General features: G+C 70.3%; 22 protein-coding genes. 17 read left to right on the top strand and 5 right to left on the bottom strand.

Annotated features, from left to right (window positions below):
• The first annotated feature begins 24 nt into the window (after window positions 1-24).
• From coaD to mutM, 6 genes are all read left to right on the top strand, one after another.
• Complete coding sequence (gene coaD, locus AB0I54_RS27105) at window positions 25-504, top strand: pantetheine-phosphate adenylyltransferase (RefSeq protein WP_363298790.1); 480 nt, start codon at window positions 25-27, stop codon at window positions 502-504.
• 120 nt (window positions 505-624) lie between these two features.
• The gene (locus AB0I54_RS27100) at window positions 625-1,749 is read left to right on the top strand and encodes an ATP synthase F0 subunit B (protein ID WP_363298761.1); all 1,125 of its coding nucleotides are present in this window, start codon (window positions 625-627) and stop codon (window positions 1,747-1,749) included.
• Window positions 1,750-1,914: 165 nt separating this feature from the next.
• On the top strand, window positions 1,915-2,565 hold the full coding sequence (locus AB0I54_RS27095) for a YceD family protein (RefSeq protein ID WP_363298760.1): 651 nt from the start codon (window positions 1,915-1,917) through the stop codon (window positions 2,563-2,565).
• A 2-nt stretch (window positions 2,566-2,567) separates the two neighbouring features.
• Window positions 2,568-2,741 (top strand): 50S ribosomal protein L32, encoded by a 174-nt coding sequence (rpmF, locus tag AB0I54_RS27090; protein WP_003951102.1) that lies wholly within the window; start codon window positions 2,568-2,570, stop codon window positions 2,739-2,741.
• A gap of 8 nt (window positions 2,742-2,749) precedes the next feature.
• On the top strand, window positions 2,750-3,610 hold the full coding sequence (gene rnc / locus AB0I54_RS27085) for a ribonuclease III (RefSeq protein WP_363298759.1): 861 nt from the start codon (window positions 2,750-2,752) through the stop codon (window positions 3,608-3,610).
• Between the two features lie 84 nt (window positions 3,611-3,694).
• Entirely contained in the window at window positions 3,695-4,558 is an 864-nt protein-coding gene (gene mutM / locus AB0I54_RS27080) for a bifunctional DNA-formamidopyrimidine glycosylase/DNA-(apurinic or apyrimidinic site) lyase (RefSeq protein WP_363298758.1), read from the top strand.
• A gap of 13 nt (window positions 4,559-4,571) precedes the next feature.
• On the opposite strand, the gene AB0I54_RS27075 is transcribed toward mutM, so the two are convergent.
• Complete coding sequence (locus AB0I54_RS27075; protein WP_363298757.1) at window positions 4,572-4,967, bottom strand: helix-turn-helix domain-containing protein; 396 nt, start codon at window positions 4,965-4,967, stop codon at window positions 4,572-4,574.
• A gap of 122 nt (window positions 4,968-5,089) precedes the next feature.
• Between AB0I54_RS27075 and AB0I54_RS27070 the strand changes: the two genes are divergently transcribed.
• Complete coding sequence (locus AB0I54_RS27070; RefSeq protein ID WP_363298756.1) at window positions 5,090-5,677, top strand: flavodoxin family protein; 588 nt, start codon at window positions 5,090-5,092, stop codon at window positions 5,675-5,677.
• Window positions 5,678-5,847: 170 nt separating this feature from the next.
• Here the strand turns inward: AB0I54_RS27070 and AB0I54_RS27065 are convergent, their stop codons facing one another.
• Both AB0I54_RS27065 and AB0I54_RS27060 read right to left on the bottom strand, forming a co-directional pair.
• Window positions 5,848-6,360, bottom strand: coding sequence for a hypothetical protein (locus AB0I54_RS27065; RefSeq protein ID WP_363298755.1), 513 nt, complete (start codon window positions 6,358-6,360; stop codon window positions 5,848-5,850).
• A gap of 312 nt (window positions 6,361-6,672) precedes the next feature.
• Window positions 6,673-7,788 (bottom strand): CAP domain-containing protein, encoded by a 1,116-nt coding sequence (locus tag AB0I54_RS27060; protein WP_363298754.1) that lies wholly within the window; start codon window positions 7,786-7,788, stop codon window positions 6,673-6,675.
• 168 nt (window positions 7,789-7,956) lie between these two features.
• Between AB0I54_RS27060 and AB0I54_RS27055 the strand changes: the two genes are divergently transcribed.
• From AB0I54_RS27055 to AB0I54_RS27040, 4 genes are all read left to right on the top strand, one after another.
• Complete coding sequence (locus AB0I54_RS27055; protein WP_363298753.1) at window positions 7,957-8,238, top strand: acylphosphatase; 282 nt, start codon at window positions 7,957-7,959, stop codon at window positions 8,236-8,238.
• 382 nt (window positions 8,239-8,620) lie between these two features.
• The gene (locus tag AB0I54_RS27050; RefSeq protein ID WP_058922942.1) at window positions 8,621-8,824 is read left to right on the top strand and encodes a hypothetical protein; all 204 of its coding nucleotides are present in this window, start codon (window positions 8,621-8,623) and stop codon (window positions 8,822-8,824) included.
• Window positions 8,825-9,067: 243 nt separating this feature from the next.
• Window positions 9,068-13,051, top strand: coding sequence for an AAA family ATPase (locus tag AB0I54_RS27045; RefSeq protein ID WP_363298752.1), 3,984 nt, complete (start codon window positions 9,068-9,070; stop codon window positions 13,049-13,051).
• Between the two features lie 210 nt (window positions 13,052-13,261).
• Window positions 13,262-14,680, top strand: a complete 1,419-nt coding sequence (locus AB0I54_RS27040) for a sugar porter family MFS transporter (RefSeq protein WP_363298751.1) — start codon at window positions 13,262-13,264, stop codon at window positions 14,678-14,680.
• A 172-nt stretch (window positions 14,681-14,852) separates the two neighbouring features.
• Here the strand turns inward: AB0I54_RS27040 and AB0I54_RS27035 are convergent, their stop codons facing one another.
• On the bottom strand, window positions 14,853-15,824 hold the full coding sequence (locus tag AB0I54_RS27035; protein ID WP_363298750.1) for an LLM class flavin-dependent oxidoreductase: 972 nt from the start codon (window positions 15,822-15,824) through the stop codon (window positions 14,853-14,855).
• Between the two features lie 181 nt (window positions 15,825-16,005).
• On the opposite strand from AB0I54_RS27035, the gene ftsY reads away from it, so the two are divergent.
• Window positions 16,006-17,217 carry a signal recognition particle-docking protein FtsY gene (gene ftsY, locus AB0I54_RS27030; protein WP_363298749.1) on the top strand — a complete coding sequence of 404 codons (1,212 nt, stop codon included), beginning with the start codon at window positions 16,006-16,008 and terminating at the stop codon, window positions 17,215-17,217.
• 104 nt (window positions 17,218-17,321) lie between these two features.
• On the opposite strand, the gene AB0I54_RS27025 is transcribed toward ftsY, so the two are convergent.
• Window positions 17,322-17,978 (bottom strand): bifunctional DNA primase/polymerase, encoded by a 657-nt coding sequence (locus tag AB0I54_RS27025; protein ID WP_363298748.1) that lies wholly within the window; start codon window positions 17,976-17,978, stop codon window positions 17,322-17,324.
• A gap of 457 nt (window positions 17,979-18,435) precedes the next feature.
• Between AB0I54_RS27025 and AB0I54_RS27020 the strand changes: the two genes are divergently transcribed.
• The 5 genes from AB0I54_RS27020 (at window position 18,436) to ffh (ending at window position 26,066) form a co-directional block, all read left to right on the top strand.
• The gene (locus AB0I54_RS27020) at window positions 18,436-19,911 is read left to right on the top strand and encodes a hypothetical protein (protein WP_363298747.1); all 1,476 of its coding nucleotides are present in this window, start codon (window positions 18,436-18,438) and stop codon (window positions 19,909-19,911) included.
• Window positions 19,912-20,254: 343 nt separating this feature from the next.
• Window positions 20,255-21,595, top strand: a complete 1,341-nt coding sequence (locus AB0I54_RS27015) for an ammonium transporter (protein ID WP_363298746.1) — start codon at window positions 20,255-20,257, stop codon at window positions 21,593-21,595.
• Window positions 21,592-21,930, top strand: a complete 339-nt coding sequence (locus tag AB0I54_RS27010; RefSeq protein ID WP_003997576.1) for a P-II family nitrogen regulator — start codon at window positions 21,592-21,594, stop codon at window positions 21,928-21,930. The genes AB0I54_RS27015 and AB0I54_RS27010 overlap by 4 nt, the downstream gene beginning before the upstream one ends.
• A 41-nt stretch (window positions 21,931-21,971) precedes the next feature.
• Window positions 21,972-24,422 (top strand): [protein-PII] uridylyltransferase, encoded by a 2,451-nt coding sequence (locus AB0I54_RS27005; protein WP_363298745.1) that lies wholly within the window; start codon window positions 21,972-21,974, stop codon window positions 24,420-24,422.
• Window positions 24,423-24,515: 93 nt separating this feature from the next.
• A complete protein-coding gene (gene ffh, locus AB0I54_RS27000) occupies window positions 24,516-26,066 on the top strand; it encodes a signal recognition particle protein (RefSeq protein ID WP_363298744.1) in 1,551 nt (516 codons plus the stop codon).
• The last annotated feature ends 40 nt before the right edge of the window (window positions 26,067-26,106 follow it).

Below are 26,106 nucleotides of genomic sequence, written 5' to 3'. Positions count from 1 at the left end.
GGACCGGAGAGCGAGGGATCACAAGTGCGCCGCGCCGTCTGTCCCGGGTCGTTCGACCCCATCACCAACGGACACCTCGACATCATTTCCCGTGCCTCGCGCCTGTACGACGAGGTCTATGTGGCGGTCATGATCAACAAGGCCAAGAAGGGCCTGTTCGAGATCGACGAGCGGATCGACCTGATCCGCCAGGTCACCGCCGAGTACGGGAACGTCCGCGTCGAGGCCTTCCACGGCCTCCTCGTGGACTTCTGCAAGCAGCGTGACATCCCCGCCATCGTCAAGGGCCTGCGCGCCGTCAGCGACTTCGACTACGAGCTGCAGATGGCCCAGATGAACAATGGCCTCTCGGGCGTGGAGACCCTCTTCGTGCCCACCAACCCCACCTACAGCTTCCTGTCGTCCTCCCTGGTCAAGGAGGTCGCGACCTGGGGCGGCGACGTCTCCCACCTGGTCCCGCCGGTGGTGCTTCAGGCCCTCGCCGAGCGCCTGAAGCAGGACTGAGGGCGTACAGCGAAACCCGTCGGATCCTGACAATCCATCACCCGGTGTCGGACGGCCGCCCCATGGCCGTACAGTCGTCCCGTCCGTCTCCAACACAGCGGTAGAGAGTGGCGAGCACAGGTGGACGTGCAGAAGAAGCTCGACGAGATCGTGGCCATGGTCTCCGGCGCCCGGGCCATGCCCATGTCGGCGTCGTGCGTGATCAACCGCGCCGACCTGCTCGCAATGCTCGAAGAAGTGCGCGAGGCCCTGCCCGGCTCCCTCGCGCAGGCCGAGGAGCTGATCGGCGGCCGCGAGCAGATGGTCGAGCAGGCCCGTCAGGAGGCCGAGCGGATCATCGGGCAGGCGCACGCCGAGCGCGGCTCGCTGATCTCCGACACCGAGGTCGCCCGCCGCTCCCAGGCCGAGGGCGACCGCATCCTGGCCGAGGCCCGCAAGGAGGCCGAGGAGGTGCGCGTGGAGGCCGACGACTACGTCGACTCCAAGCTCGCCAACTTCGAGGTCGTCCTCACCAAGACCCTCGGCTCGGTCGGCCGCGGCCGCGAGAAGCTCCTCGGCACCGGCCCGGGCCTCGACGAGCAGGGCTACGAGGACGAGGACGCCCCCGAGCGCAGCCACGACCCGGAGACCCTGCGCCGCGACGCGGACGCCTATGTGGACGCCAAGCTGGGCGCCTTCGAGGCGGTCCTCGCCAAGACCCTGGAGGCCGTCGGCCGCGGCCGCCAGAAGCTGCACGGCCGTATCGCCTCCGACGACCTCGGCGCCCTCGCCGACGACAACACGACCTTCCAGCACTCCAGCGACTCCGACTACCTGGCCGACCTCGCGGCCCTCGCCGAGCAGGACGCCCCGGCCGAGCAGCCGGCGCCGCCGCAGCAGCCGGTGGCGCAGCAGTACGACCAGCAGCCGGCCTACGGCTACCAGCAGCAGGACGTCTACGGCGGCTACCAGCAGCAGGACTACGCCCAGCAGGACGCGTACGGCTACCAGCAGGCCGATCCGTACGCCCCCGCCTCCGGCTACGCCCAGGCGGAAGGCGCCCCCTTCCAGGGCTACGACGCAGGGCAGGCGGCCTACGACCAGCAGCAGGTCCCGCACCAGGGGCAGGTGCCGAACCAGGGACAGGTCCCGAACCAGGCGCAGCAGGGGCACCAAGGCTACTCGCTCGACGAGACCAGCCTCTTCGACACCAGCATGATCACCCCCGAGCAGCTGCGGGCCTACGAGCGGGAACGCGGCCTGTAAGGGGCGCCCCGCAGCGCCCGCGCGGGCCGGGAGCACCCACCGGATTGGGCCGAGAGCGAAAGGTCCAGTATCCTGGCTCTTCGGTCGCGTGTACGTCCGCGATCAGCGCTGCCCGGGAACACCGAAGGGGCAGTGTCCCTCTGAGCTCAAAGATCGAAAGCAGGAATGGCCTCTAACGCCCGCCTCGACCACCGCAAGCCTCTCGTGTTCGACACGCACGAGCTGGGCAGGCGTCCTGGTGCGCTGCAGCGGCTGACCCGCACGATCGACGCTCCCAAGGACTTCGGTATCAAGGGAGTCGTCGGGGTGCCGGAAGGCGCCCCGGTGGAGCTCGAACTCCGACTCGAGTCGGTCATGGAAGGTGTGCTCGTCACAGGCACCGCCCGTGCACAGACCGAGGGGGAGTGCGTAAGGTGTCTGGAGCCGCTCGGGTTCGATCTCGAAGCGGACTTCCAGGAGATGTTCTCGTACCCTGACGCCGACGACCGGGGCCGCGTGATCGCGGAGCCGGGCGACGACGCCGAGGACGACGAGGACAGGCTCTTCCTCGAGGACGGACTGTTCGACCTCGAACCGGTGCTGCGCGATGCGGTGGTGCTCGCACTGCCGATGCAGCCGGTGTGCCAGGAAGACTGCCCAGGACTGTGCGCCGAGTGCGGGGCACGCCTTGCGGACGACCCGGACCACCATCACGACGCCGTCGACATCCGTTGGGCGGCTTTGCAGGGACTCGCCGGTTCCATGAAGGACGGCGAGAAGGACGAGATGAGCGGCGCTGACGCGGAAGCGGGCGTCGACGAGAAGCAGGAGAAGTAGCCGTGGCTGTTCCGAAGCGGAAGATGTCGCGCAGCAACACGCGCCACCGCCGGTCGCAGTGGAAGGCTGCGGTCCCCACCCTGGTTGCGTGCGAGCGCTGCCACGAGCCCAAGCAGCAGCACATCGCGTGCCCGTCTTGCGGCACCTACAACAAGCGCCAGGTCCTCGAAGTCTGAGTGGCCAGGTGAGAGGCACAGTGTCCAGTCCCAAGAAGGCGGATGACGCCAAGGCGGACCCATCCGCCAAGAAGAAGACGGACAGCACGGCCTCGTCCCACACGCTTCTGGAAGGGCGGCTCGGCTACAAGGTCGAGTCCGCCCTTCTGGTGCGTGCACTGACCCACCGCTCGTACGCGTACGAGAACGGCGGTCTGCCGACGAACGAGCGGCTGGAGTTCCTCGGGGACTCCGTGCTCGGCCTCGTCGTCACGGACACGCTGTACCGCACCCACCCCGACCTGCCCGAGGGCCAGCTGGCCAAGCTCCGGGCCGCGGTGGTGAACTCGCGTGCGCTCGCGGAGGTGGGCCGAGGTCTCGACCTGGGCTCCTTCATCCGGCTCGGCCGTGGTGAAGAGGGCACGGGCGGCCGGGACAAGGCGTCCATCCTGGCCGACACCCTGGAAGCGGTGATCGGCGCGGTCTATCTCGACCAGGGCCTCGACTCGGCGTCGGAGCTGGTGCACCGGCTCTTCGACCCGCTGATCGAGAAGTCCTCCAACCTCGGAGCCGGACTGGACTGGAAGACCAGCCTCCAGGAGCTCACCGCGACCGAGGGGCTCGGCGTGCCCGAGTACCTGGTCACGGAGACCGGCCCCGACCACGAGAAGACCTTCACTGCTGCCGCCCGCGTCGGAGGCGTCTCGTACGGCACCGGCACCGGCCGCAGCAAGAAGGAGGCGGAGCAGCAGGCCGCCGAGTCCGCCTGGAGGTCCATCCGGGCCGCGGCGGACGAGCGGGCCAAGGCGGCCGAGGAGGCCAAGCAGGCCCTCGACGCGGCCACGGAGGCCGCCGGCGGCGACGCCGTCCCGCCCTCCGCCTCCGCCTGACGAACGCAGCAGCGCAACCCGAGCGCCCGCTCCCGCCCCGGGGGCGGGCGCTCGGCTCATATACGGTCCGTTACGGGGGTCACGATGCCCGAGTTGCCCGAGGTCGAGGTCGTACGGCGTGGCCTGGAGCGGTGGGTCGCCCATCGCACCGTCGCCGACGCCGAGGTGCTCCACCCGCGCGCCGTACGCCGTCATGTGGCCGGTGCCGACGACTTCGCGCACCGTCTCAAGGGCCATCGCATCGGCGTCCCCAGCCGGCGTGGCAAGTACCTGTGGCTGCCCCTGGAGGACACGGACCAGTCCGTCCTCGCCCACCTCGGCATGAGCGGGCAGCTGCTGGTCCAGCCGCACGAGGCGGCGGACGAGAAGCATCTGCGCATCCGTATCCGCTTCGCGGACGAGGTGGACACGGAGCTGCGCTTCGTCGACCAACGCACCTTCGGCGGGCTGTCGTTGCACGACAACACCCCCGAGGGACTGCCCTCGGTCATCGCGCACATCGCCCGTGACCCCCTCGATCCGCTGTTCGACGACGAGGCCTTCCACCAGGCCCTGCGCCGCAAGCGGACCACCATCAAGCGGGCCCTGCTGGACCAGTCGTTGATCAGCGGAGTCGGCAACATCTACGCGGACGAGGCCCTGTGGCGGGCCCGGGTCCACTACGAGCGCCCGACCGCGAGCTTCACCCGCCCGCGCACGGCCGAACTCCTCGGCCATGTGCGGGACGTGATGAACGCGGCCCTGTCCGTCGGCGGCACCAGCTTCGACAGCCTGTACGTCAACGTCAACGGCGAGTCGGGCTACTTCGACCGCTCGCTGGACGCGTACGGGCGCGAGGGCCTGCCGTGCAGGAGATGCGGCACACCGATGCGCCGCCGCCCCTGGATGAACCGCTCCAGCTACTTCTGCCCGAAGTGCCAGCGGCCTCCGCGCGTGCGGACCGCCTGACGCACGAGGCTGCCTACGGCTGCCGGGAGTCGTACTCCTGGCGGGCCCGGAGCACGTCGTCCATGGAGCCCTCCACGAAGTGGATGAGGCTCAGCAGCCGTTCGGCGATCTGATGGCCCAGGGGGGTCAGTTCGTAGTCCACGCGTGGTGGGTTCGTCGGCTGTGCCTCGCGGCGCACCAGGCCGTCGCGCTCCAGCGCGTGCAGGGTCTGGGACAGCATCTTCTCGCTCACGCCGTCGATACGGCGGCGCAGCTCGTTGAAGCGCAACGAGCCCTCGTGCAGCGCGCCGAGCGTGAGCCCGCCCCAGCGGCCCGTGACGTGCTCCAGCGTGCCCCGCGACGGGCAGGCCTTGGCGAACACGTTGTAGGCGAGGTCCTGCTCCGCCGTGCGCTCCTCGGTGCTGTTCATGTCCCAAGCGTACTCGAACGCAGCGCGAACCGGCAGGTTGCGCTAACTCTTGGTTAGTGCTTTCCTTTGGTCATTGCAGTTGAGCTGCCCATTCTGAGCTGCCCATTCGAGGAGTACTCATCATGACCACCCCCGTTGTCTCCATCGCCTACCACTCCGGCTACGGCCACACCGCCGTCCTCGCCGAAGCAGTCCGAGCCGGAGCGGCCGAGGCCGGAGCCGAGGTGCATCTGATCAAGGTCGACGAGATCACCGACGAGCAGTGGGCGGCTCTCGACGCCTCCGACGCGATCGTCTTCGGTTCACCGACCTACATGGGCACGGCGTCCGGCGCCTTCCACGTGTTCGCGGAGGCGTCCTCGAAGCGCTGGTTCGGACAGGACTGGAAGGACAAGCTCGGCGCCGGCTTCACCAACTCCGGCTCCAAGAGCGGCGACAAGCTGCACACCCTGCAGTTCTTCCAGATCCTCGCCGCCCAGCACGGCATGAACTGGGTCAACCTCGGCCTGCACCCGGGCTGGAACAACAGCGCGGGCTCCGAGCACGACCTCAACCGCCTCGGCGTCTTCGCCGGCGCGGCCGCGCAGACCAACGTGGACGAGGGCCCGGAGGCCGTGCACAAGGCGGACGTGGCGACGGCCGAGCACCTGGGTCGCCGGGTCGCCGAGACGGCGAAGGTGTTCCTCCAGGGACGCGCGACGGCCGCCTGAGGACCGCCTTCACCGTCACCGGGTGCGCCGGGCCCAGCACCCGAAGAAGTGAAGGGCCGGGTCTCTGATCTGCGGCCGCAACGGGGAGTGGCTCAAGACGATGCCCAGCCGCGGCGGTAGCCGCAGAGAGCCGAGTGCGGCTCTCTGCGGCGGTTGCCTTGAAGGACAGGTCACGGGTCAAGGTTGCCGAACTGGTGCGTCAGGACTTCATTCGCATCCGGCGGCGTCCCCGGGGGCTGCTGGACGTGCAGCACGACGTTCACGAAGTTCAGCCCGGTCTGGCGCACCGTCCAGTTGCCATTGGGGCATGCTTGGCGCGGGCTCGGAGGGGGCGGCGGAGGGATCGTCACGCTGAAGGTGATCTGGCCGTTGCGAGGGTTGGGGAACGTGCTGACCGGGCCAATCACGTCTTCCTCGACGACGGGCTGACCAGGCGCGACGTTGCCACCCCTGTTGACGCACTCGAAGGTGGCCGTCACTTGGTCCGCCGTCAGGAAGACAAAGGTGGTGGTGCTGCCCAGTCCGGCCACCTTGCCGCTGCAAATCAGACCGACGGTGTTCTTGTTGTCGGTGTCGCACCCTAGATTGCCGACAAAGTGTGGGCTGTCGGCGACGGCTGCCGGGATGCCGACCCCGAGGGCCAGCATCGTCGCGAGCGCGGTGAAAGTACGCCGCATTCGCATGTACGCCTCCTTGAATAGAAGGTGTGAGGTGGAAGAGCGGCGTGTGCGCGCTCCACCACGAACGATCTCCTGCCGCGAGGCGGTCGTACCGGCGACGGTCGTAACATCCATCCAATGGCCGCTACGGGTGACTGAAGCGGCCTACGACCGCCACGAACTCGGGTCTGCTGCACGATCGGGTGACATCTGAACTCGCCTGCCTTGCAGGGCGGGTGGAAAGGATGTCGCTGTGCCCAAGCCTTATCCGGAAAAGTTCCGCCAGGACGTCGTGCCGGACCAGGAAGGTTCCTAGGTCCCTGACCTGCGGTTATCTCAGTACCCGAAGTCCTGCGTCCACCAGGGACCGCCGGCGCCGAGGTGCACACCTACGCCCAGGGTCTTGAAGTCGCAGTTCAGTATGTTGGCCCGGTGCCCCGGGCTGTTCATCCAGGCCTCCATGACCGCGGCCGGGTCGCTCTGGCCCCGGGCTATGTTCTCGCCGCCGAGGCCGATGATGCCGGCCTGGGCGGCGCGGTCCCACGGGGTCGCCCCGTCCGGGTCCGTGTGGTCGAAGAAGCCCCGCAGGGCCATGTCGTCGCTGAAGGCCTCGGCCAGCTTGGACAGCGAGCTGTTCGCGGCCACCGGGCTGCAGCCCACCTTCGCCCGCTCCTGGTTGACGAGCTTCAGCACCTGTGCCTCCGCGGCGGCCGGGGCGGAGATCGTGACCGGCGACGATTTCTTCGGCGGGGCCTTCGGGGCCTTGTTCTGCGGCTTGCCCTTCGGCTTCTTCGACGGCGTGGTGGCCGTCGGGTCCGCGGCCGGAGGCTTCGTCGGCGCGGGCGCGGAGGACGCCGAGGCGGACGGCGTCGGCGAGGCCGAGCGGTCCGCGCCGTGGCTGGTCGAGGTGCCGGCGGAACCGCCGCCACGGCCGTTGTCGGCGCTGCCGGAGGTGCCGCCCTGCTCGGCGGCCGTGTTGCTGGGCGAGCCCGCGGCCTGCACCTTGTCGCTGCCGGAGGTGCTGGTGGTGCCGCCGAGCCGGTAGTTGTCTAGGCCGGGCACCGCGCCCGTGGCCACCGCGACCGTGCCGAGGGCGACGGCGGCGGAGACCCCGAGCAGACCCGTGCGCACGGGCGTGGCGGCCTTCTTCTTGCGTCGGTGCCCGCGCTCCCGGGGGGCACCCGCCGGGCTGAACCCGTCCGCGGGGAAGACGGCCGTCTCCGTGACCGGCCCGTATCCGTCTTCCGTCGCGTACAGATACGCCGAGCTTCTCGCGTTGGCGTCGGCGTACGCCTCCGGGTTCAGATACGGAGCGATGCCCATGGTGGCGTGATCGCCCGCGTACGAGTCCTGCGGGTCGTGGCTCCCCGAGTACGAGCCGTGCGTCTGTGTGACCCCCGTGGCGCGGCTCGTGGCGGCGCGGCCGGCGGCGGAGCGTCGGTGGCGTCCCATGTCCTTGCCTTCCTCGTCTCGCGGTCAACCGCACCCATACGATCTTGTGGGTCAACCAAACTCACTCGATCGAGCGAGTTTCATATGAGATTCATTGGGTCGGGACGGTACCGCATGGCGCCTGAGGGAGAAGTGCTGCGAGTGACATTGGTTGGTTAGGTTGCAGCCATGAGTGAGGATGTGCGACTGGTCGCGTGGGTGCGTGGACGCGTCCAAGGTGTGGGTTTCCGCTGGTTCACGCGGGCCAAGGCGCTGGAGATCGGCGGCCTGAGTGGCTTTGCTCTCAATCTGGGCGATGGACGGGTCCAGGTGGTCGCCGAGGGCTCGCGCGAGGGATGCGAGGGCCTCCTCGACTGGCTCCAGGGCAACGACACGCCCGGACGGGTGGAGGGTGTCACCGAGATCTGGGACACACCCCGCGGCGGCTACGACGGCTTCGCCATCCGCTGACCCCGTTCCGCAAAGCCCCGCAGGTCGACGCGGAGGGGCATGCCACTGGCAGGTGCCCACGGCAGAAACCACCTGGTGGTTGCCAAGAACCGCTCGCCGTGGCAGGCTCCGCAGATACGGATCACCGCTACGCCCCGAGGGCCCCGCAGGACTCGCAGCGCCGCCGCTTCCCGGCCGCGCACGCCCGGGTTGCCCGCCAATACGGGGCGTGATCGTGTTGACCGTCAAACTTTTTGGTGAGACGCTGAAAGCCCCGCGCACCTTAGCTGTTTGGCATGTAGCAATGGCAGAGCAACACTCGAGTGTGTCAAGCACCGCGGGTGCGAATCCCTCACGACCCACACCGCTTCGGTCGGTCACTCAGTGTGGAGGACCATCCATCATGGCAAAGGCGCTTCTCGGTTACGTCGGCGGCTCCGACCCTCGACTCCTCGCCGAGATGCGACGGCTCCAGCAGCGCGTACAGGACCTGGAATCGGAGCTCGTACGAATCCAGGCTGAGAACGACGCGCTGACGGCTGCCGCTTCTCACGACAGGATCATGGAGAGCATCGACGCACACCAGGCGGAGCCTGCGCTCACCTGATCGCTGCATCGCTCCACGACAGCACACGCAGTGGTTGGGCTGCCCGTAACAACCGCTAAGTTGTCAGAGTTGCAAGGGACGCTTCGGCGTCCCTTCTTTCTTGCCCCCGTCTCTGTCTTTACCTACCCCGCGCATCCTTTCACTCTCTTTAACGTCTGATGTGCCCTGCATGTTCATGGGCGAAACCGCGGGGTTGCCAGGGTTCATGGAGTGAGATACCGGCGGAAGGTAGAGTCCAGCGGCGTGCACCTCAAGGCCCTGACCCTCCGCGGGTTCAAGTCGTTCGCCTCGGCGACCACGCTCCGGTTCGAGCCGGGGATCACGTGTGTCGTGGGGCCGAACGGCTCGGGCAAGTCCAATGTCGTGGACGCGCTCAGCTGGGTCATGGGCGAACAGGGCGCCAAGTCGCTGCGCGGCGGCAAGATGGAGGACGTCATCTTCGCCGGCACCACCGGGCGTCCCCCGCTGGGCCGTGCCGAGGTGTCGCTGACCATCGACAACTCCGACGGGGCGCTCCCGATCGAGTACGCCGAGGTCACCATCACGCGGATCATGTTCCGCAACGGCGGCAGCGAGTACCAGATCAACGGTGACACCTGTCGCCTCCTCGACATCCAGGAACTCCTCTCCGACTCCGGCATCGGCCGCGAGATGCACGTCATCGTCGGCCAGGGCCAGCTCGACTCCGTCCTGCACGCCGACCCCATGGGCCGCCGTGCCTTCATCGAGGAGGCGGCCGGCGTCCTCAAGCACCGCAAGCGCAAGGAGAAGGCGCTGCGGAAGCTGGACGCGATGCAGGCCAACCTCGCGCGCGTGCAGGACCTGACGGACGAGCTGCGCCGGCAGCTCAAGCCGCTGGGGCGGCAGGCCGCGGTCGCCCGGCGGGCCGCCGTCATCCAGGCCGACCTGCGCGACGCCCGGCTGCGCCTGCTCGCCGACGATCTCGTACGGCTCCGGGAAGCCCTGAAGAGCGAGATCGCCGACGAGGCCGCGCTCAAGGAGCGCAAGGAGACCGCCGAGCAGGAGCTGAAGAGGGCGCTCCAGCGCGAGGCGCTCCTGGAGGACGAGGTACGGCAGCTCACGCCGCGCCTGCAGCGCGCCCAGCAGACCTGGTACGACCTCTCCCAGCTCGCCGAGCGCGTCCGCGGCACGATCTCGCTGGCCGACGCCCGGGTGAAGAGCGCCACGTCCGTGCCCGCCGAGGAGCGGCGCGGCCGTGACCCCGAGGACATGGAGCGCGAGGCCGCCCGCATCCGTGAGCAGGAGGCCGAGCTGGAGGCCGCCCTGGAAGCGGCCCAGCGCGCGCTCGACGACACCGTCGCCCATCGCGCCGAACTGGAACGCGAACTGGCCCTGGAGGAACGGCGCCTCAAGGATGTCGCCCGTGCCATCGCCGACCGCCGTGAGGGCCTGGCCCGGCTGAACGGGCAGGTCAACGCGGCCCGTTCGCGTGCCGCGGCGGCCCAGTCCGAGATCGACCGGCTGGCCGCGGCGCGGGACGAGGCCCAGGAGCGGGCGGTCGCCGCGCAGGAGGAGTACGAGGCACTGAAGGCCGAGGTCGACGGCCTCGACGCGGGCGACGCCGAACTCGGCGAGCGGCACGACGCGGCCAAGCGGCAGCTCGCGGAGGCCGAGTCCACCCTCACCGCCGCCCGCGAGGCCGCCACCGCGGCGGAGCGCCGGCGCGCCGCGACCCAGGCCCGCCACGAGGCGCTGGCCCTGGGCCTGCGGCGCAAGGACGGCACCGGCGTGCTGCTCGGCGCCAAGGACCGGCTCGGCGGCCTGCTCGGCCCGGCGGCCGAGCTGCTGACGGTGACCCCGGGCCACGAGGTCGCCCTGGCCGCCGCCTTCGGCGCGGCGGCGGACGCGATCGCGGTGACGACCCCGGCATCGGCGGCCGAGGCAATCAGACTCCTGCGCAAACAGGACGCCGGCCGAGCGTCCCTCCTGCTGGCGGGGGCACCGGAGGCCCCGACGCCGACCGTCAGGACGGACGGGCCCACTCCCGCGGAGGCCCCCGACGGGCTGCGCGTACACGGGTCCGGGGCGGGTACCCACGCTCCGGAGAAGCCGCGGTCGGCCACCGGCACCGGGGACGCGGACGTCGGCTCCGGCTCCAGCGAGTCGCGCGTGAGCGGGTTCGATCCGGGCACCATGGCCGGCGCGGCGGGCGGGTCGGCTTCCCGGGCCGTTGCGGGCGATGGGGCGGGTCGTTTCGGTACGGGTGCGGCGAGTGGGGCGGGTTCACCGGACGGCGCGCGTGCTGCTGGGGCCCCGGTAGCCCCCGGCTCCGGCGAGTCGCGTGTGAGCGGGGTCGATCCGGGCGCCATGGGCGGCGCGGCGGGCGGGTCGGCTTCCCCGGTAGCTGTGGGTGCCGGGGACGGGCGTTTCGGTACGGGTGCGGCGGGCGGTCTCCGATCCGGCGGGCACCCCTTTGCCGCCGACCTCGTCCGTGGTCCCGCCGAACTGATGCCTGCCGTACGCCGCCTGCTGCGCGGGATCGTCGTCGTCGGCACCCTTGAGGACGCCGAGGATCTCGTCTACGCCCACCCCGACCTCACTGCCGTCACCGCTGAAGGCGACCTGTTGGGGGCGCACTTCGCGCACGGCGGATCCGCGGGGGCGCCCAGTCTGATCGAGGTGCAGGCGTCCGTGGACGAGGCCGCGGCCGAGCTGGCCGAGCTGGCCGTGCGCTGCGAGGAGTTGTCCGAGGCGCAGGGCCGGGCCGCCGAGCGGCGCGGGGAGTGTGCCGCGCTGGTCGAGGAGCTGGGGGAGCGGCGGCGGTCGGCCGACCGGGAGAAGTCGGCCGTCGCCCAGCAGCTGGGACGGCTCGCCGGGCAGGCGCGCGGTGCCGCGGGTGAGGCCGAGCGGTCCACCGCGGCGGCGGCACGCGCTCAGGAAGCGCTCGACAAGGCCGTACAGGATGCCGAGGAGCTCGCCGAACGGCTCGCGGTCGCCGAGGAGATGCCGATCGAGGAGGAGCCGGACACCTCGGCACGCGACCGGCTCGCCGCCGACGGTGCCAACGCCCGGCAGACCGAGATGGAGGCCCGGCTCCAGGTGCGTACGCACGAGGAGCGGGTCAAGGGGCTGGCCGGACGGGCCGACGCGCTCGACCGGGGCGCCCGCGCCGAACGCGAGGCACGCGCGCGTGCCGAGCAGCGGCGGGCGCGGCTGCGCCACGAGGCCGCCGTCGCGGAGGCGGTCGCCTCCGGTGCGCGGCAACTGCTCGCGCACGTCGAGGTGTCGCTGGGCCGGGCCGAGCGGGAGCGGGCCGCGGCCGAGGCCGCCAAGGCCCGCCGGGAGCAGGAACTGACCGCCGCCCGCGGCACCGGACGCGATCTCAAGGCAGAGCTCGACAAGCTGACGGACTCGGTGCACCGCGGCGAGGTGCTCGGCGCCGAGAAGCGGCTGCGGATAGAGCAACTGGAGACCAAGGCGCTGGAGGAGCTGGGCGTGGAGCCGGCCGGGCTCGTCTCCGAGTACGGCCCGCATCAGCTCGTACCGCCCTCCCTGCCCGCCGAGGGCGAGGTGCTCCCCGAGGACCCGGAGCACCCGCGCAACCGGCCGAGGCCCTTCGCCCGGGCCGAGCAGGAGAAGCGGCTGAAGGCGGCCGAACGGGCGTACCAGCAGCTGGGCAAGGTGAACCCGCTCGCCCTGGAGGAGTTCGCGGCCCTGGAGGAGCGGCACAAGTTCCTCAGCGAGCAGCTGGAGGACCTGAAGAAGACCCGCGCCGACCTGCTTCAGGTGGTGAAGGAGGTCGACGAGCGCGTCGAGCAGGTCTTCACCGAGGCCTACCGGGACACGGCCCGGGAGTTCGAGGGCGTCTTCAGCCGGCTGTTCCCGGGCGGTGAGGGGCGGCTGGTGCTGACCGACCCCGACAACATGCTCACCACCGGCGTCGATGTCGAGGCCCGGCCGCCGGGCAAGAAGGTCAAGCGGCTCTCCCTGCTCTCCGGCGGAGAGAGGTCGCTCACGGCCGTCGCGATGCTGGTGTCGATCTTCAAGGCCCGGCCCAGCCCGTTCTATGTCATGGACGAGGTCGAGGCCGCGCTCGACGACACCAACCTGCAGCGGCTGATCCGCATCATGCAGGAGCTGCAGGAGTCCTCGCAGCTGATCGTGATCACGCACCAGAAGCGGACCATGGAGGTCGCCGACGCGCTCTACGGCGTCTCCATGCAGGGTGACGGTGTGTCGAAGGTCATCTCGCAGCGTCTGCGCTAGACCGGTGCGTTCTACACCTACCGCGACCTGCACTTCTTGATTTCTTCACTTCTTGAACTCAACCTGTCATAGTGTGCGTTCTAAAGTCACATCACTAGGCCTATTGACTTCGATACTTGAAGGCATAGTCTCTCCAGCGTTGCTTTTACCTTCAGGTTGAAGGGCTCACCCCCACCCCGGCAGCGTTGCCGGGTGCCCCAGGAGTTTTTCGTGACCAGCACAGCGCAGGCACCCACGTCAGGAGCCGGGACGGCTCAACCCGAACATCTCGGGCACGTCATCTTCATCGCGGCGGCGGCAGCGATGGGCGGTTTCCTCTTCGGTTACGACAGCTCCGTGATCAACGGCGCGGTCGAGGCCATCCGGGACCGCTATGACATCGGCTCCGCGGCGCTGGCCCAGGTCATCGCCATCGCCCTGATCGGCTGTGCCATCGGCGCCGCGACGGCAGGCCGCATGGCCGACCGGATCGGCCGCATCCGCGTCATGCAGATCGCCGCCCTGCTGTTCACCGTCAGCGCCGTCGGCTCGGCGCTGCCCTTCTCGCTGTGGGACTTCGCCCTCTGGCGCGTCGTCGGCGGCTTCGCCATCGGCATGGCCTCGGTCATCGGCCCCGCCTACATAGCCGAGGTCGCCCCGCCGGCCTACCGCGGCCGCCTCGGCTCCTTCCAGCAGGCCGCGATCGTCATCGGCATCGCCATCTCCCAGCTGGTCAACTGGGGTCTGCTCAACGCCGCCGACGGCAACCAGCGTGGCCGGCTGATGGGCCTGGAGGCCTGGCAGGTCATGCTCGGCGTGATGGTCGTACCGGCCGTTCTCTACGGCCTGCTCTCCTTCGCGATCCCCGAGTCCCCCCGCTTCCTGATCTCCGTCGGCAAGCGCGAGCGCGCCCGCGAGATCCTCGCCGAGGTAGAAGGTCAGGGCCGTGACCTCGACGCCCGGGTCGCCGAGATCGAGCAGGCCATGAACAGCGAGCACAGGTCCACCTTCAAGGACCTGCTCGGCGGCGGCTTCTTCTTCAAGCCGGTCGTCTGGGTCGGCATCGGCCTGTCGGTCTTCCAGCAGTTCGTCGGCATCAACGTCGCGTTCTACTACTCCTCGACGCTGTGGCAGTCGGTCGGCGTCGACCCGAGGGACTCGTTCTTCTACTCCTTCACGACGTCGATCATCAACATCGTCGGCACCGTGATCGCGATGATCTTCGTGGACCGCGTCGGCCGCAAGCCGCTCGCCCTCATCGGTTCGATCGGCATGGCCGTCGGCCTCGCGTTCGAGGCCTGGGCGTTCTCGTACCACCTCGTCGACGGCAGGCTGCCGGCCGCCCAGGGCTGGATCGCCCTGATCGCGGCTCATGTCTTCGTGCTCTTCTTCGCCCTGTCCTGGGGTGTGGTCGTCTGGGTCATGCTCGGCGAGATGTTCCCGAACAAGATCCGCGCCGCCGCCCTGGGCGTGGCCGCCGCCGCGCAGTGGATCGCCAACTGGGCCATCACCGCGAGCTTCCCGTCCCTGGCCGACTGGAACCTCTCCGTCACCTACGTGATCTACACGGCCTTCGCGGCGCTCTCCATCCCCTTCGTCCTGAAGTTCGTCAAGGAGACGAAGGGCAAGTCGCTGGAGGAGATGGGCTGACCCGCCCCGCGGACTACCCGCCCCGCGGACTCGAGGAGAAGGGCCAAGTCCCCGCTGCCCCTCTCCTCGTACCCCGCCGCCGCCCCGGCCCGGCCACTGCCCGGACCGGGGCGGCGGTGTCATGCCCGGGGGCTCACCACCCCGTCGAGACGAGCGCACGAACTCCCGCGGGTCAGCCGCCCAACGCCGGAACCACCCGTTCCGTGAACAGCCGCAGGCTCCGCCACCCCTCCTCCACCGGCATCCCGCCCGCCAGCGGATGCAGGACGAGACTGTCCAGGCCCTGGGCCGCGCACTGCTCCGGAGTGAGGATCCGGTAGACGCCCTCGGCGCGCAGTTCGTCCACCGTCGTGGCCGCCGACCGCACCGCCGAGCGGATCTCCCCGGACTGCCAGGAGGCGTACGTCCTGGCCTCGTGCAGGAAGTGCCGGCCGTACTCGGCCCACGTCCGGTCCGGATCCTCGGCGATGTGCAGGAGCGGGGTCTCGGCGGCGGGCATCATGGTCCAGCCCTCGGTGCCGTACTCGACGAGCCGCTCCTTGTAGTACGCCTCCAGCTCCGGCAGATGCGCGCTGGGGAAGAACGGCAGGCCGAGCCGGGCGGCCCTGCGGGCGGCGGCCTTCGAGGAGCCGCCGACCAGCAGCAGGGGGTGCGGATCGGTGTACGGGCGCGGGGTGACCCGTACCGTACGGCCCCGGTGCTCGAACTCCTCGCCGGTCCAGGCCTTCAGCAGGGTCTCCAGCAGCTCGTCCTGGAGCCTGCCGCGCCGCTTCCAGTCCACGTCGAACAGGGCGTACTCCTCGGGCCGGTACCCGATCCCGGCGACGGTGACCAGCCGCCCGCCGCTCAGCAGATCGAGCACGGCGATCTCCTCCGCCAGCCGCAGCGGGTCGTGCAGCGGGCCGATGATCGCCGAGACGGTCACCGCGATCCGCCGGGTCGCCCCGAACACCGCGCCCGCGAAGGCGAACGGCGACGGCAGCCAGTTGTTCGCGGCTCCGTGGTGCTCCTCCGTCTGCACGGTGGTGATGCCGTGCTCGTCGGCGTACGCGGCCATCTCCAGGGCGGCCCGGTAGCGGGCGGCGAGGGAGGCGGGGGTCGCGCCGGGTTCGACGAGATTGAAACGTACGACCGTGACGGGCATGGGACGTCCCCCTTCGCCGGGTGGGGTGTCGGCGAGGGGGGAGGTTAGCTGACGGTTCGTCAGATAGCCATGGCGGCGGCGTGGGTATCGAGCGCCCCCGGCCGCCTTGGAGGAATCTACGAAAAAACCCTCCCGGCGGATCAAGGGCCGTGCTGGGGGAGGGATGGATACTGGACGCGTTATGGAAACCGTCATCCTTGCTGTAGTCATCGCCGTGGTGGTGCTCGCGGTGCTCGGCGGGCTCGTCGTCGGCAGCCGGCGCAAGAAGCAGCTGCCCCCGCCGCCCCCCGCCACGCCCGACATCACCGCACCTCCGGCCGAGCCGCACGTCGGCGACGAGGCCGAGACGCCGCGCGAAGAACCGCGCCGGACGATAGAGGAGGTGGACCTCCCGGACGGCTCGGCCTCCGTCGCCGTCGAGGAACCCCCTGCCGCCGAAGCCGTCGAGGCTCCCGCGATCGAGATCCCGGAGCCCACCGCGGGACGCCTGGTGCGGCTGCGCGCCCGGCTCTCCCGCTCGCAGAACGCCCTCGGCAAGGGCCTGCTCACCCTGCTCTCCCGCGAGCACCTCGACGACGAGACGTGGGAGGAGATCGAGGACACGCTGCTCACCGCCGACGTCGGCGTCCAGCCCACCCAGGAGCTGGTCGAGGGCCTGCGGGAGCGCGTCAAGGTGCTCGGCACCCGTACCCCCACGGAGCTGCGCGGCCTGCTGCGCGACGAGCTCCTCAAACTGGTCGGCACGGATGTCGACCGCACCGTGAAGACCGAGCCCGAGGACCGCAAGCCCGGCATCGTGATGGTCGTCGGCGTCAACGGCACCGGCAAGACCACCACCACCGGCAAGCTCGCCCGGGTCCTGGTGGCCGACGGGCGCACCGTCGTGCTGGGCGCCGCCGACACCTTCCGTGCCGCCGCCGCCGACCAGCTGCAGACCTGGGGCGAGCGGGTCGGCGCCTACACCGTGCGCGGGCCGGAGGCCGGCGACCCGGCCTCCGTCGCCTTCGACGCGGTGAAGGAGGGCAAGGAGATGGGCGTCGACGTGGTGCTCATCGACACCGCCGGCCGACTGCACACCAAGACCGGCCTCATGGACGAGCTGGGCAAGGTCAAGCGCGTCGTCGAGAAGCACGCCCCGCTGGACGAGGTGCTGCTCGTCCTCGACGCCACCACCGGTCAGAACGGCCTCGTCCAGGCCCGTGTCTTCGCCGAGGTCGTCGACATCACCGGCATCGTGCTGACCAAGCTGGACGGCACCGCCAAGGGCGGCATCGTGGTCGCGGTCCAGCGCGAGCTGGGCGTGCCGGTCAAGCTGGTCGGTCTAGGCGAGGGGGCCGACGACCTGGCGCCGTTCGAGCCGGAGGCGTTCGTTGACGCCCTTATCGGGGAGTGAAGTCACCCACCGTATTCGCTACGCCGTCGAGAAGCGCCCGCCCCAAGGTCCAGTTGGGACGGGCGCTTCGCCGTCTGCGTGAACGACGCTTCAGGTCAATACGGCTAGGCCCGCGACCGGTGCGCCACGTAGGCCAGCGTCCCCAGCAGCAGTCGGGCGGCGGGTGGCTTCGACACCGAGTCCAGTGCCGGCGGCCGCAGCCAGCGCACCGGGCCGAGTCCGCCCCGGTCGGAGGGCGGCGCCGTGAGGTACGTACCGGGGCCGAGGCCGTGCAGGTCGAGGGAGGACGGGTCGTCCCAGCCCATGCGGTAGAGCAGCGCGGGCAGTTCGGCAGTGGCGCCCGGGGCGACGAGGAACTGGGCGCGGCCGTCCGGAGTCGCGGTCACCGGGCCGAGGGGAAGGCCCATGCGTTCGAGGCGGACCAGGGCGCGGCGCCCGGCGGGCTCGGCGACCTCGATGACATCGAACGCCCGCCCGACCGGCAGCATCACCGAAGCACCCGGGAACTCGCCCCAGGCCTTGGTCACTTCGTCGAGCGTGGCCCCGGCGGAGATCTGGGGCGCGAACTCCAGCGGATGCGCGCCCGGCGCACCGCAGTCCGCCCGGCCGCACGAACAGGCGCCCGCGGCGGCCCGCGCCCCTGGCACCACGTCCCAGCCCCACAGCCCGGTGAACTCGGCGACATCGGTGCACTCCGACGAACGGCCGCGCCGACGCGCGCCGGTGCGGATCTCGCGAATACCGCCGATCGTGAAGCCCATACCCCCTCCAACGGGTCCAGCGCGCCGGTGGTTACGCCACGGAACGGGACGGACGCGGAAAGTGACTCCATGTCACCACAGGTGCCCATACTCACTGAACGCAAGCGGCGTGCCGAGGTGACTTCGGTGGTGCACCCGGTGATGTGCGCCCCCGAGTGCACTCCTGCATCCACTCGTGGCCGTCCTGTGTCAAGTGAATCGCGCCTGGGCGACCGTGAGTTCATTCGAAGGGGTGGCGAATGGTGGCGTTTCCGGGATCGCCATGGCTGGACCAGTGATCGTAGGATTACTTTGAGTGCACGAGGCCTGGGGGCACATGCCCTCGTGGGTATGCCGGAGGCAAGTCGGCATCCCGTTCGAAGGATGAGAACCACCGGACGGGCGGCCCTGTTTGACGGCATTCTGATAGGGCTTGGCGCACTCGGTGACAAGTGGTCTCAGGGATGGGGGCGTTCCAGTGGGCGGCAACGGCGGTGGCGGGACGAACGCTGACAAGCGCCCCAATGAGCTGCTCGGCTCGTGGTTCGTGCGCAGTGGCTGGTCCAAGGGCGAGCTCGCCCGGCAAGTGAACCGTCGGGCCCGCCAGTTGGGTGCCAATCACATCTCCACTGACACTTCCCGGGTGCGCCGCTGGCTGGACGGGGAGAACCCGCGCGAGCCGATCCCGAGAATCCTCTCCGAGCTGTTCTCCGAGCGGTTCGGCTGTGTCGTCTCCGTCGAGGACCTCGGTCTGCGGACGGCCCGCCAGTCACCCTCCGCGACCGGGGTCGACCTGCCCTGGACGGGCCCGCAGACGGTGGCCCTGCTCAGCGAATTCTCGCGCAGCGACCTCATGCTGGCGCGGCGCGGCTTCCTCGGGACCTCGCTGGCCCTGTCCGCGGGCCCGTCCCTCATCGAGCCCATGCAGCGCTGGCTCGTCCCCACGCCGTCCGGACCGCTCGCGGAGCCCGAGCCGTACCACGACTCCCGCCGCCCGGGCCGGCTGTCCAAGCCCGAGCTGGACCTGCTGGAGTCCACCACGGTGATGTTCCGCCAGTGGGACGCCCAGTGCGGCGGCGGCCTGCGCCGCAAGGCGGTCGTCGGCCAGCTGCACGAGGTCACCGACCTCCTCCAGGAGCCCCAGCCCGAAGCCACCAGCAGAAAGCTCTTCAAGGTCGCCGCCGAGCTCGCCGAGCTGGCCGGCTGGATGAGTTACGACATCGGACTCCAGCCCACCGCGCAGAAGTACTTCGTGCTGGCTCTGCACGCCGCCAAGGAGGCGGGGGACAAGCCGCTCGGCTCGTACGTCCTGTCCAGCATGAGCCGCCAGATGATCCACCTCGGCCGGCCCGACGACGCCCTGGAGCTGATCCACCTCGCGCAGTACGGCAGCCGGGACTGCGCAAGCCCGCGGACCCAGTCCATGCTGTATGCGATGGAGGCCCGCGCCTACGCCAACATGGGCCAGCCCGGCAAGTGCAAGCGGGCCGTCCGGATGGCCGAGGACACCTTCGCCGAGGTCGACGAGTGGGACGAGCCGGACCCCGACTGGATCCGCTTCTTCTCCGAGGCCGAGCTGTACGGCGAGAACTCCCACTCGTTCCGCGACCTGGCGTATGTCGCCGGCCGCAGCCCCACCTACGCCTCCCTGGCCGAGCCCCTGATGCAGCGGGCCGTGGAGCGGTTCGCGACCGACTCCGAGCACCAGCGGTCGTACGCACTGAACCTGATCGGCATGGCCACCGTGCATCTGCTGCGCCGCGAGCCCGAGCAGAGCACCGCCTATGCCTCCACGGCCATGGGCATCGCCAAGAAGGTCCGCTCCGAGCGGGTGAACACTCGTATCCGAAAGACGGTCGACACGGCCGTGCGCGAGTTCGGGCACCTGGCGGAGGTCATCGACCTCACCGAGCAGCTCGCCGTGGACCTCCCCGAGACCGCCGAGGCGGTCTGAGGCCCGGAAATCCGAAGGAAACCCATAGCCCCGGCCGCGGCCGGCCCTCCCGAACTGTCCGACTCGGCTCCCCCACGCCAGGTCCTCGGAAGGCCCGCCGCGGCCGGCTTCTTTTCCTTCAGAGAAGGTTGCGCCACGATAACGATCCCGCAGCCGGACATCTGGCAATTCATCGACGCGTAACACACAGGGCGTCTTCGTCACCCCGGCGAAACAACGAGGGGCTTCCACCGAAACCGCGCTGCGCCAATCTCATGGCGCATAACCGGCCCACCCCTCACATGACCGGACCGCTCTCAGGCTTCGCCCGCACGGGGCCGTACCAACCGACGAGGAGACGCCGATGGCACCAGCCATCACGCTTGCCGCGGAGGCACCCAAGTTGTCCGCCGCGAACACAGGCTTCATGCTCATCTGTTCCGCCCTGGTTCTGATCATGACCCCGGGCCTGGCCTTCTTCTACGGGGGCATGGTCCGAGTCAAGAGCACCCTCAACATGCTGATGATGAGCTTCATCAGCATCGGGATCGTCACCATCCTCTGGGTGCTCTACGGCTTCTCCCTCGCCTTCGGCACGAACAACAGCCTCATCGGCTGGAACTCCGACTGGTTCGGCCTCAGCAACATCGGGCTGACGCAGCTCTGGGACGGCTACACCATCCCGATCTTCGTCTTCATGGTCTTCCAGATGATGTTCGCCATCATCACACCGGCCCTGATAAGCGGTGCCCTCGCGGACCGCGTCAAGTTCTCGGCGTGGGCGCTCTTCGTCGCCCTGTGGGCCACGATCGTCTACGTCCCGGTCGCCCACTGGGTCTGGGGTGCCGACGGCTGGGCCTACAAGCTCGGCGTGATCGACTTCGCCGGTGGTACGGCGGTCCACATCAACGCGGGTGCCGGGGCCCTCGGCGTGATCCTGGTCATCGGCAAGCGCATCGGCTTCAAGAAGGACCCGATGCGCCCGCACAGCCTTCCGCTCGTCATGCTCGGCGCCGGTCTGCTGTGGTTCGGCTGGTTCGGCTTCAACGCCGGCTCGTGGCTCGGCAACGACGACGGCGTCGGCGCGCTGATGTTCGTCAACACGCAGGTCGCCACCGCCGCCGCCATGCTGGCCTGGCTCGCCTACGAGAAGATCCGGCACGGCGCGTTCACCACGCTGGGCGCCGCATCCGGTGCGGTCGCCGGTCTGGTCGCGATCACCCCGTCCGGTGGCGCGGTCTCCCCGCTCGGCGCGATCGCCGTCGGCGCCATCGCCGGTGTCGCCTGCGCCGCGGCCGTCAGCCTGAAGTTCAAGTTCGGCTACGACGACTCCCTCGACGTCGTCGGCGTCCACATGGTCGGCGGAATCATCGGTTCCCTGCTCATCGGCTTCTTCGCCACCGGCAAGGGCCAGTCCACCGCGACGGGTGTCTTCTACGGCGACCACTCCTTCGACCAGCTGTGGAAGCAGTGCGCCGGTGTCTTCGCGGTCCTCGCCTACTCCCTGGTCGTCTCCGCGATCCTCGCCTTCCTCCTCGACAAGACCATCGGTATGCGGGTCACCGAGGACGAGGAGGTCTCCGGCATCGACCAGGCGGAGCACGCCGAGACCGCATACGACTTCAGCGGCACGGGCGGCGGTGTCGTCGGCAGCGCCCCCGCTCCCGCCCTGGCCGGTACGCAGAGCAAGAAGGTGGACGCATGAAGCTCATCACCGCCGTCGTGAAGCCGCACCGGCTCGACGAGATCAAGGAAGCCCTTCAGGCGTTCGGCGTCCACGGCCTGACGGTCACCGAGGCCAGCGGTTACGGTCGTCAGAGGGGCCACACCGAGGTCTACCGCGGTGCCGAGTACACGGTCGACCTGGTTCCCAAGATCCGCATCGAGGTGCTGGCCGAGGACGACGACGCCGAGCAGCTGATCGACGTCATCGTCAAGGCCGCCCGCACCGGCAAGATCGGGGACGGCAAGGTCTGGTCCCTCCCGGTCGAGACCGCCGTACGGGTCCGGACCGGCGAGCGCGGTCCCGACGCGCTCTGAGCGGACCACGCTCACCACAGAAGACGGACAGGAGTCGCCGGGTGACGAGTACGGATGTTCAGAAAGACGCAGAGGACTCGGGACCCAGCGGCTATGCGGCGGCCCGGCTGCGCCTCCTCACCGAGGAGGCGCGGTCCGGGCCGCCGCGCCGTGCGGCCCTCGCCGAACTGACGGACGAGTGGCTGACGGGCCTGTTCACCGCGGCCGCCGACGGCCTGAAGGGCGTCTCGCTGGTGGCCGTCGGCGGCTACGGACGCGGCGAGCTGTCCCCGCGCAGCGATCTCGACCTCCTGCTGCTGCACGACGGCGGCGACAACAAGGCGGTAGCCGCCCTCGCCGACCGCGTCTGGTACCCCGTCTGGGACCTGGGCCTCGCCCTCGACCACTCGGTCCGCACCCCGGCCGAGGCCCGCAGAACGGCCGGTGAGGACCTCAAGGTCCAGCTCGGTCTCCTCGACGCCCGGCACCTCGCGGGCGACCTCGGCCTCACCGCAGGACTGCGCACGGCCGTCCTCGCCGACTGGCGCAACCAGGCCCCCAAGCGCCTCCCCGAACTCCAGGAGCTGTGCGACGACCGCGCCGAGCGCCAGGGCGAGCTCCAATACCTCCTGGAACCCGACCTCAAGGAGGCCCGCGGCGGCCTCCGGGACGCCACCGCCCTGCGCGCGGTCGCCGCGTCCTGGCTGGCCGACGCCCCCCGCGAGGGCCTCGCCGACGCCCGGCGGCGCCTGCTCGACGTGCGCGACGCGCTGCACCTGACCACCGGGCGGGCCACCGACCGGCTGGCCCTGCAGGAACAGGACCAGGTCGCGGCCGAACTGGGCCTGCTCGACGCCGACACCCTGCTGCGCCAGGTCTACGAGTCCGCGCGCGTCATCTCGTACGCCAGTGACGTCACCTGGCGTGAAGTGGGCCGCGTCCTGCGCTCACGCGCCGTACGGCCGCGGCTGCGCGCCATGCTGGGCGGCGGCAAGCCCGTCGCCGAAAGGTCTCCGCTGGCCGAGGGCGTGGTGGAGCAGGACGGCGAGGTCGTCCTCGCCCGCGCCGCGCGCCCCGAACGCGACCCCGTGCTTCCCCTGCGCGCCGCGGCCGCCGCCGCACAGGCCGGTCTCCCGCTCTCCCTGCACGCCGTACGGCACCTGGCCGCCACCGCGCGCCCGCTGCCCACGCCCTGGCCCGCCGAGGCACGCGAGCAGCTCGTGACCCTGCTCGGCTCGGGCCGCCCGACGGTCGACGTCTGGGAGGCACTGGAGGCGGAGGGCCTGATCACCCGCCTCCTCCCGGACTGGGAGCGGGTCCGCTGCCGCCCGCAGCGCAACGCCGTCCACATCTGGACGGTCGACCGCCATCTCATCGAAACGGCGGTCCGCGCCTCCGAGCTGACCCGCCACGTCAGCCGCCCCGACCTCCTCCTGGTCTCCGCGCTGCTGCACGACATCGGCAAGGGCTGGCCCGGCGACCACTCGGCGGCCGGCGAGATCATCGCCAAGGACGTGGCGGCGCGCATCGGCTTCGACCGCGCGGACGTGGCGGTGCTCTCCACCCTCGTACGGCACCATCTGCTGCTGATCGAGACGGCCACCCGGCGCGACCTGGAGGACCCCGCCACCGTCCGCTCGGTCGCCGACGCGGTCGGCTCGCAGAGCACGCTGGAACTGCTGCACGCGCTGACCGAGGCGGACGCACTGGCGACCGGCCCGGCCGCCTGGTCGTCCTGGCGCGGCTCCCTCGTCGCCGACCTGGTGAAACGGGTCTCGGCCGTGCTCGCCGGGGACGCCCCCGAGGAGCCCGAGCCCGCCGCGCCCACCGCGGAACAGGAACGGCTCGCCATCGAGGCGTTCCGCACCGGCGGCCCGGTGCTGGCCCTGCGGGCCCAGACCGAACCCCGGCCCGAGGACGAACCGACCGGGGAACCCGAGCCCCTCGGCGTGGAGCTCGTCATCGCCGTACCGGACCAGCCGGGCGTGCTGCCCGCCGTGGCCGGCGTGCTCGCCGTGCACCGGCTGACCGTCCGCACCGCGGAACTGCGCGCCCTGTGCCTCCCGAACGACGTCGACGAAGGCTCCGTCCTGCTGCTGAACTGGCGGGTCGCGGCGGAGTACGGCTCCCTGCCGCAGGCGGCCCGGCTCCGCGCCGACCTGGTCCGCGCACTGGACGGTTCCCTGGACATCGCGTCCCGCCTCGCCGAGCGCGACGCTGCCTACCCGCGGCGCCGCGGCTGGGTGGCACCGCCCGCCCGCGTGGCGGTGGCCTCGGCGGCCTCCCGGCACGCCACCGTGATCGAGGTCCGCGCGCAGGACGCGCCTGGGCTGCTGTTCCGGATCGGGCAGGCCTTGGAGGACGCGAGCGTACGGGTGCGCAGCGCCCATGTGAGCACGCTGGGCAGCAACGCCGTGGACGCCTTCTACGTCACCGGCACGGACGGCTCACCGCTGCCCGGGGACGAGGCCGCGTCGGTGGCCCGGAAGCTGGAGGAGACGCTGCGGGCATGATGCTGAACCGAGCAGGCGGGGACGATTCGCTTGCCGGGCCAGATACTCTGGAGGGCAGCCCAGACGACCCCGACCCCGAGGACCGACGCCGCCGTGTTCGATACTCTCTCCGATCGCCTCTCAGCGACTTTCAAGAGCCTGCGTGGCAAGGGGCGGTTGTCCGAGGCGGACATCGACGCCACGGCCCGCGAGATCCGCATCGCGCTCCTCGAAGCCGACGTGGCTCTGCCTGTCGTCCGGACGTTCATCAAGAACGTCAAGGAACGGGCCCTCGGCGCCGAGGTCTCCCGGGCGCTGAACCCCGCCCAGCAGGTGCTGAAGATCGTCAACGACGAGCTCGTCACCATCCTGGGCGGCGAGACCCGCCGTCTGCGCTTCGCCAAGCAGCCCCCCACCGTGATCATGCTGGCGGGTCTGCAGGGTGCCGGTAAGACCACCCTCGCGGGCAAGCTGGGCCACTGGCTCAAGGGGCAGGGCCACTCGCCGCTGCTCGTCGCCGCCGACCTCCAGCGCCCCAACGCCGTCAACCAGCTGAGCGTCGTCGCCGAGCGCGCCGGTGTCGCGGTCTTCGCGCCCGAGCCGGGCAACGGCGTCGGCGACCCGGTCAAGGTCGCCAAGGACTCCATCGAGCACGCGAAGACCAAGGTCCACGACATCGTGATCGTGGACACCGCCGGCCGCCTGGGCATCGACCAGGAGATGATGCAGCAGGCCGCGGACATCCGGGACGCCGTCTCCCCGGACGAGATCCTCTTCGTCGTCGACGCGATGATCGGTCAGGACGCCGTCAACACCGCGGAGGCCTTCCGCGACGGCGTCGGCTTCGACGGCGTGGTGCTCTCCAAGCTCGACGGTGACGCCCGCGGTGGTGCCGCCCTGTCGATCCGCCAGATCACCGGCAAGCCGATCATGTTCGCGTCGAACGGCGAGAAGCTCGACGACTTCGACGCGTTCCACCCTGACCGGATGGCCTCCCGCATCCTCGACATGGGTGACCTGCTCACCCTGATCGAGCAGGCGGAGAAGACGTTCAGCCAGGAAGAGGCCGAGAAGATGGCCTCCAAGCTGGCGTCCAAGAAGGGCCAGGACTTCACCCTGGACGACTTCCTGGCCCAGATGGAGCAGGTCAGGAAGATGGGCAGCATCAGCAAGCTGCTCGGCATGCTCCCGGGCATGGGGCAGATCAAGGACCAGATCAACAACCTCGACGAGCGGGACGTCGACCGCACGGCCGCGATCATCAAGTCGATGACCCCGGGCGAGCGCCAGGAGCCGACGATCATCAACGGCTCCCGTCGCGCCCGTATCGCCAAGGGCTCCGGCGTCGAGGTCAGCGCCGTGAAGAACCTGGTCGAGCGGTTCTTCGAGGCCCGCAAGATGATGTCCCGCATGGCTCAGGGCGGCGGTATGCCCGGCATGCCGGGGATCCCGGGCATGGGCGGCGGACCCGGCCGCACCAAGAAGCAGCCGAAGAAGGCCAAGGGCAAGCAGCGCTCCGGCAACCCGATGAAGCGCAAGCAGCAGGAGCTGGAGGAGGCCCAGCGCCGCGAGGCGGCCGCCCAGGGCGGTGGCGCCTTCGGCCTGCCGCAGCAGGGCGGCAAGGACTTCGAGCTGCCGGACGAGTTCAAGAAGTTCATGGGCTGACCCGACGGGTCCACGGGCCGACCCGCCGTTCACGGGCCGG

This window comes from Streptomyces sp. NPDC050625 (assembly GCF_040654755.1).
In the GTDB taxonomy this organism is placed as follows: domain Bacteria; phylum Actinomycetota; class Actinomycetes; order Streptomycetales; family Streptomycetaceae; genus Streptomyces.
Note: the sequence above shows the minus strand (reverse complement) of the source record. Positions and strands in the feature narration are given on the sequence as shown.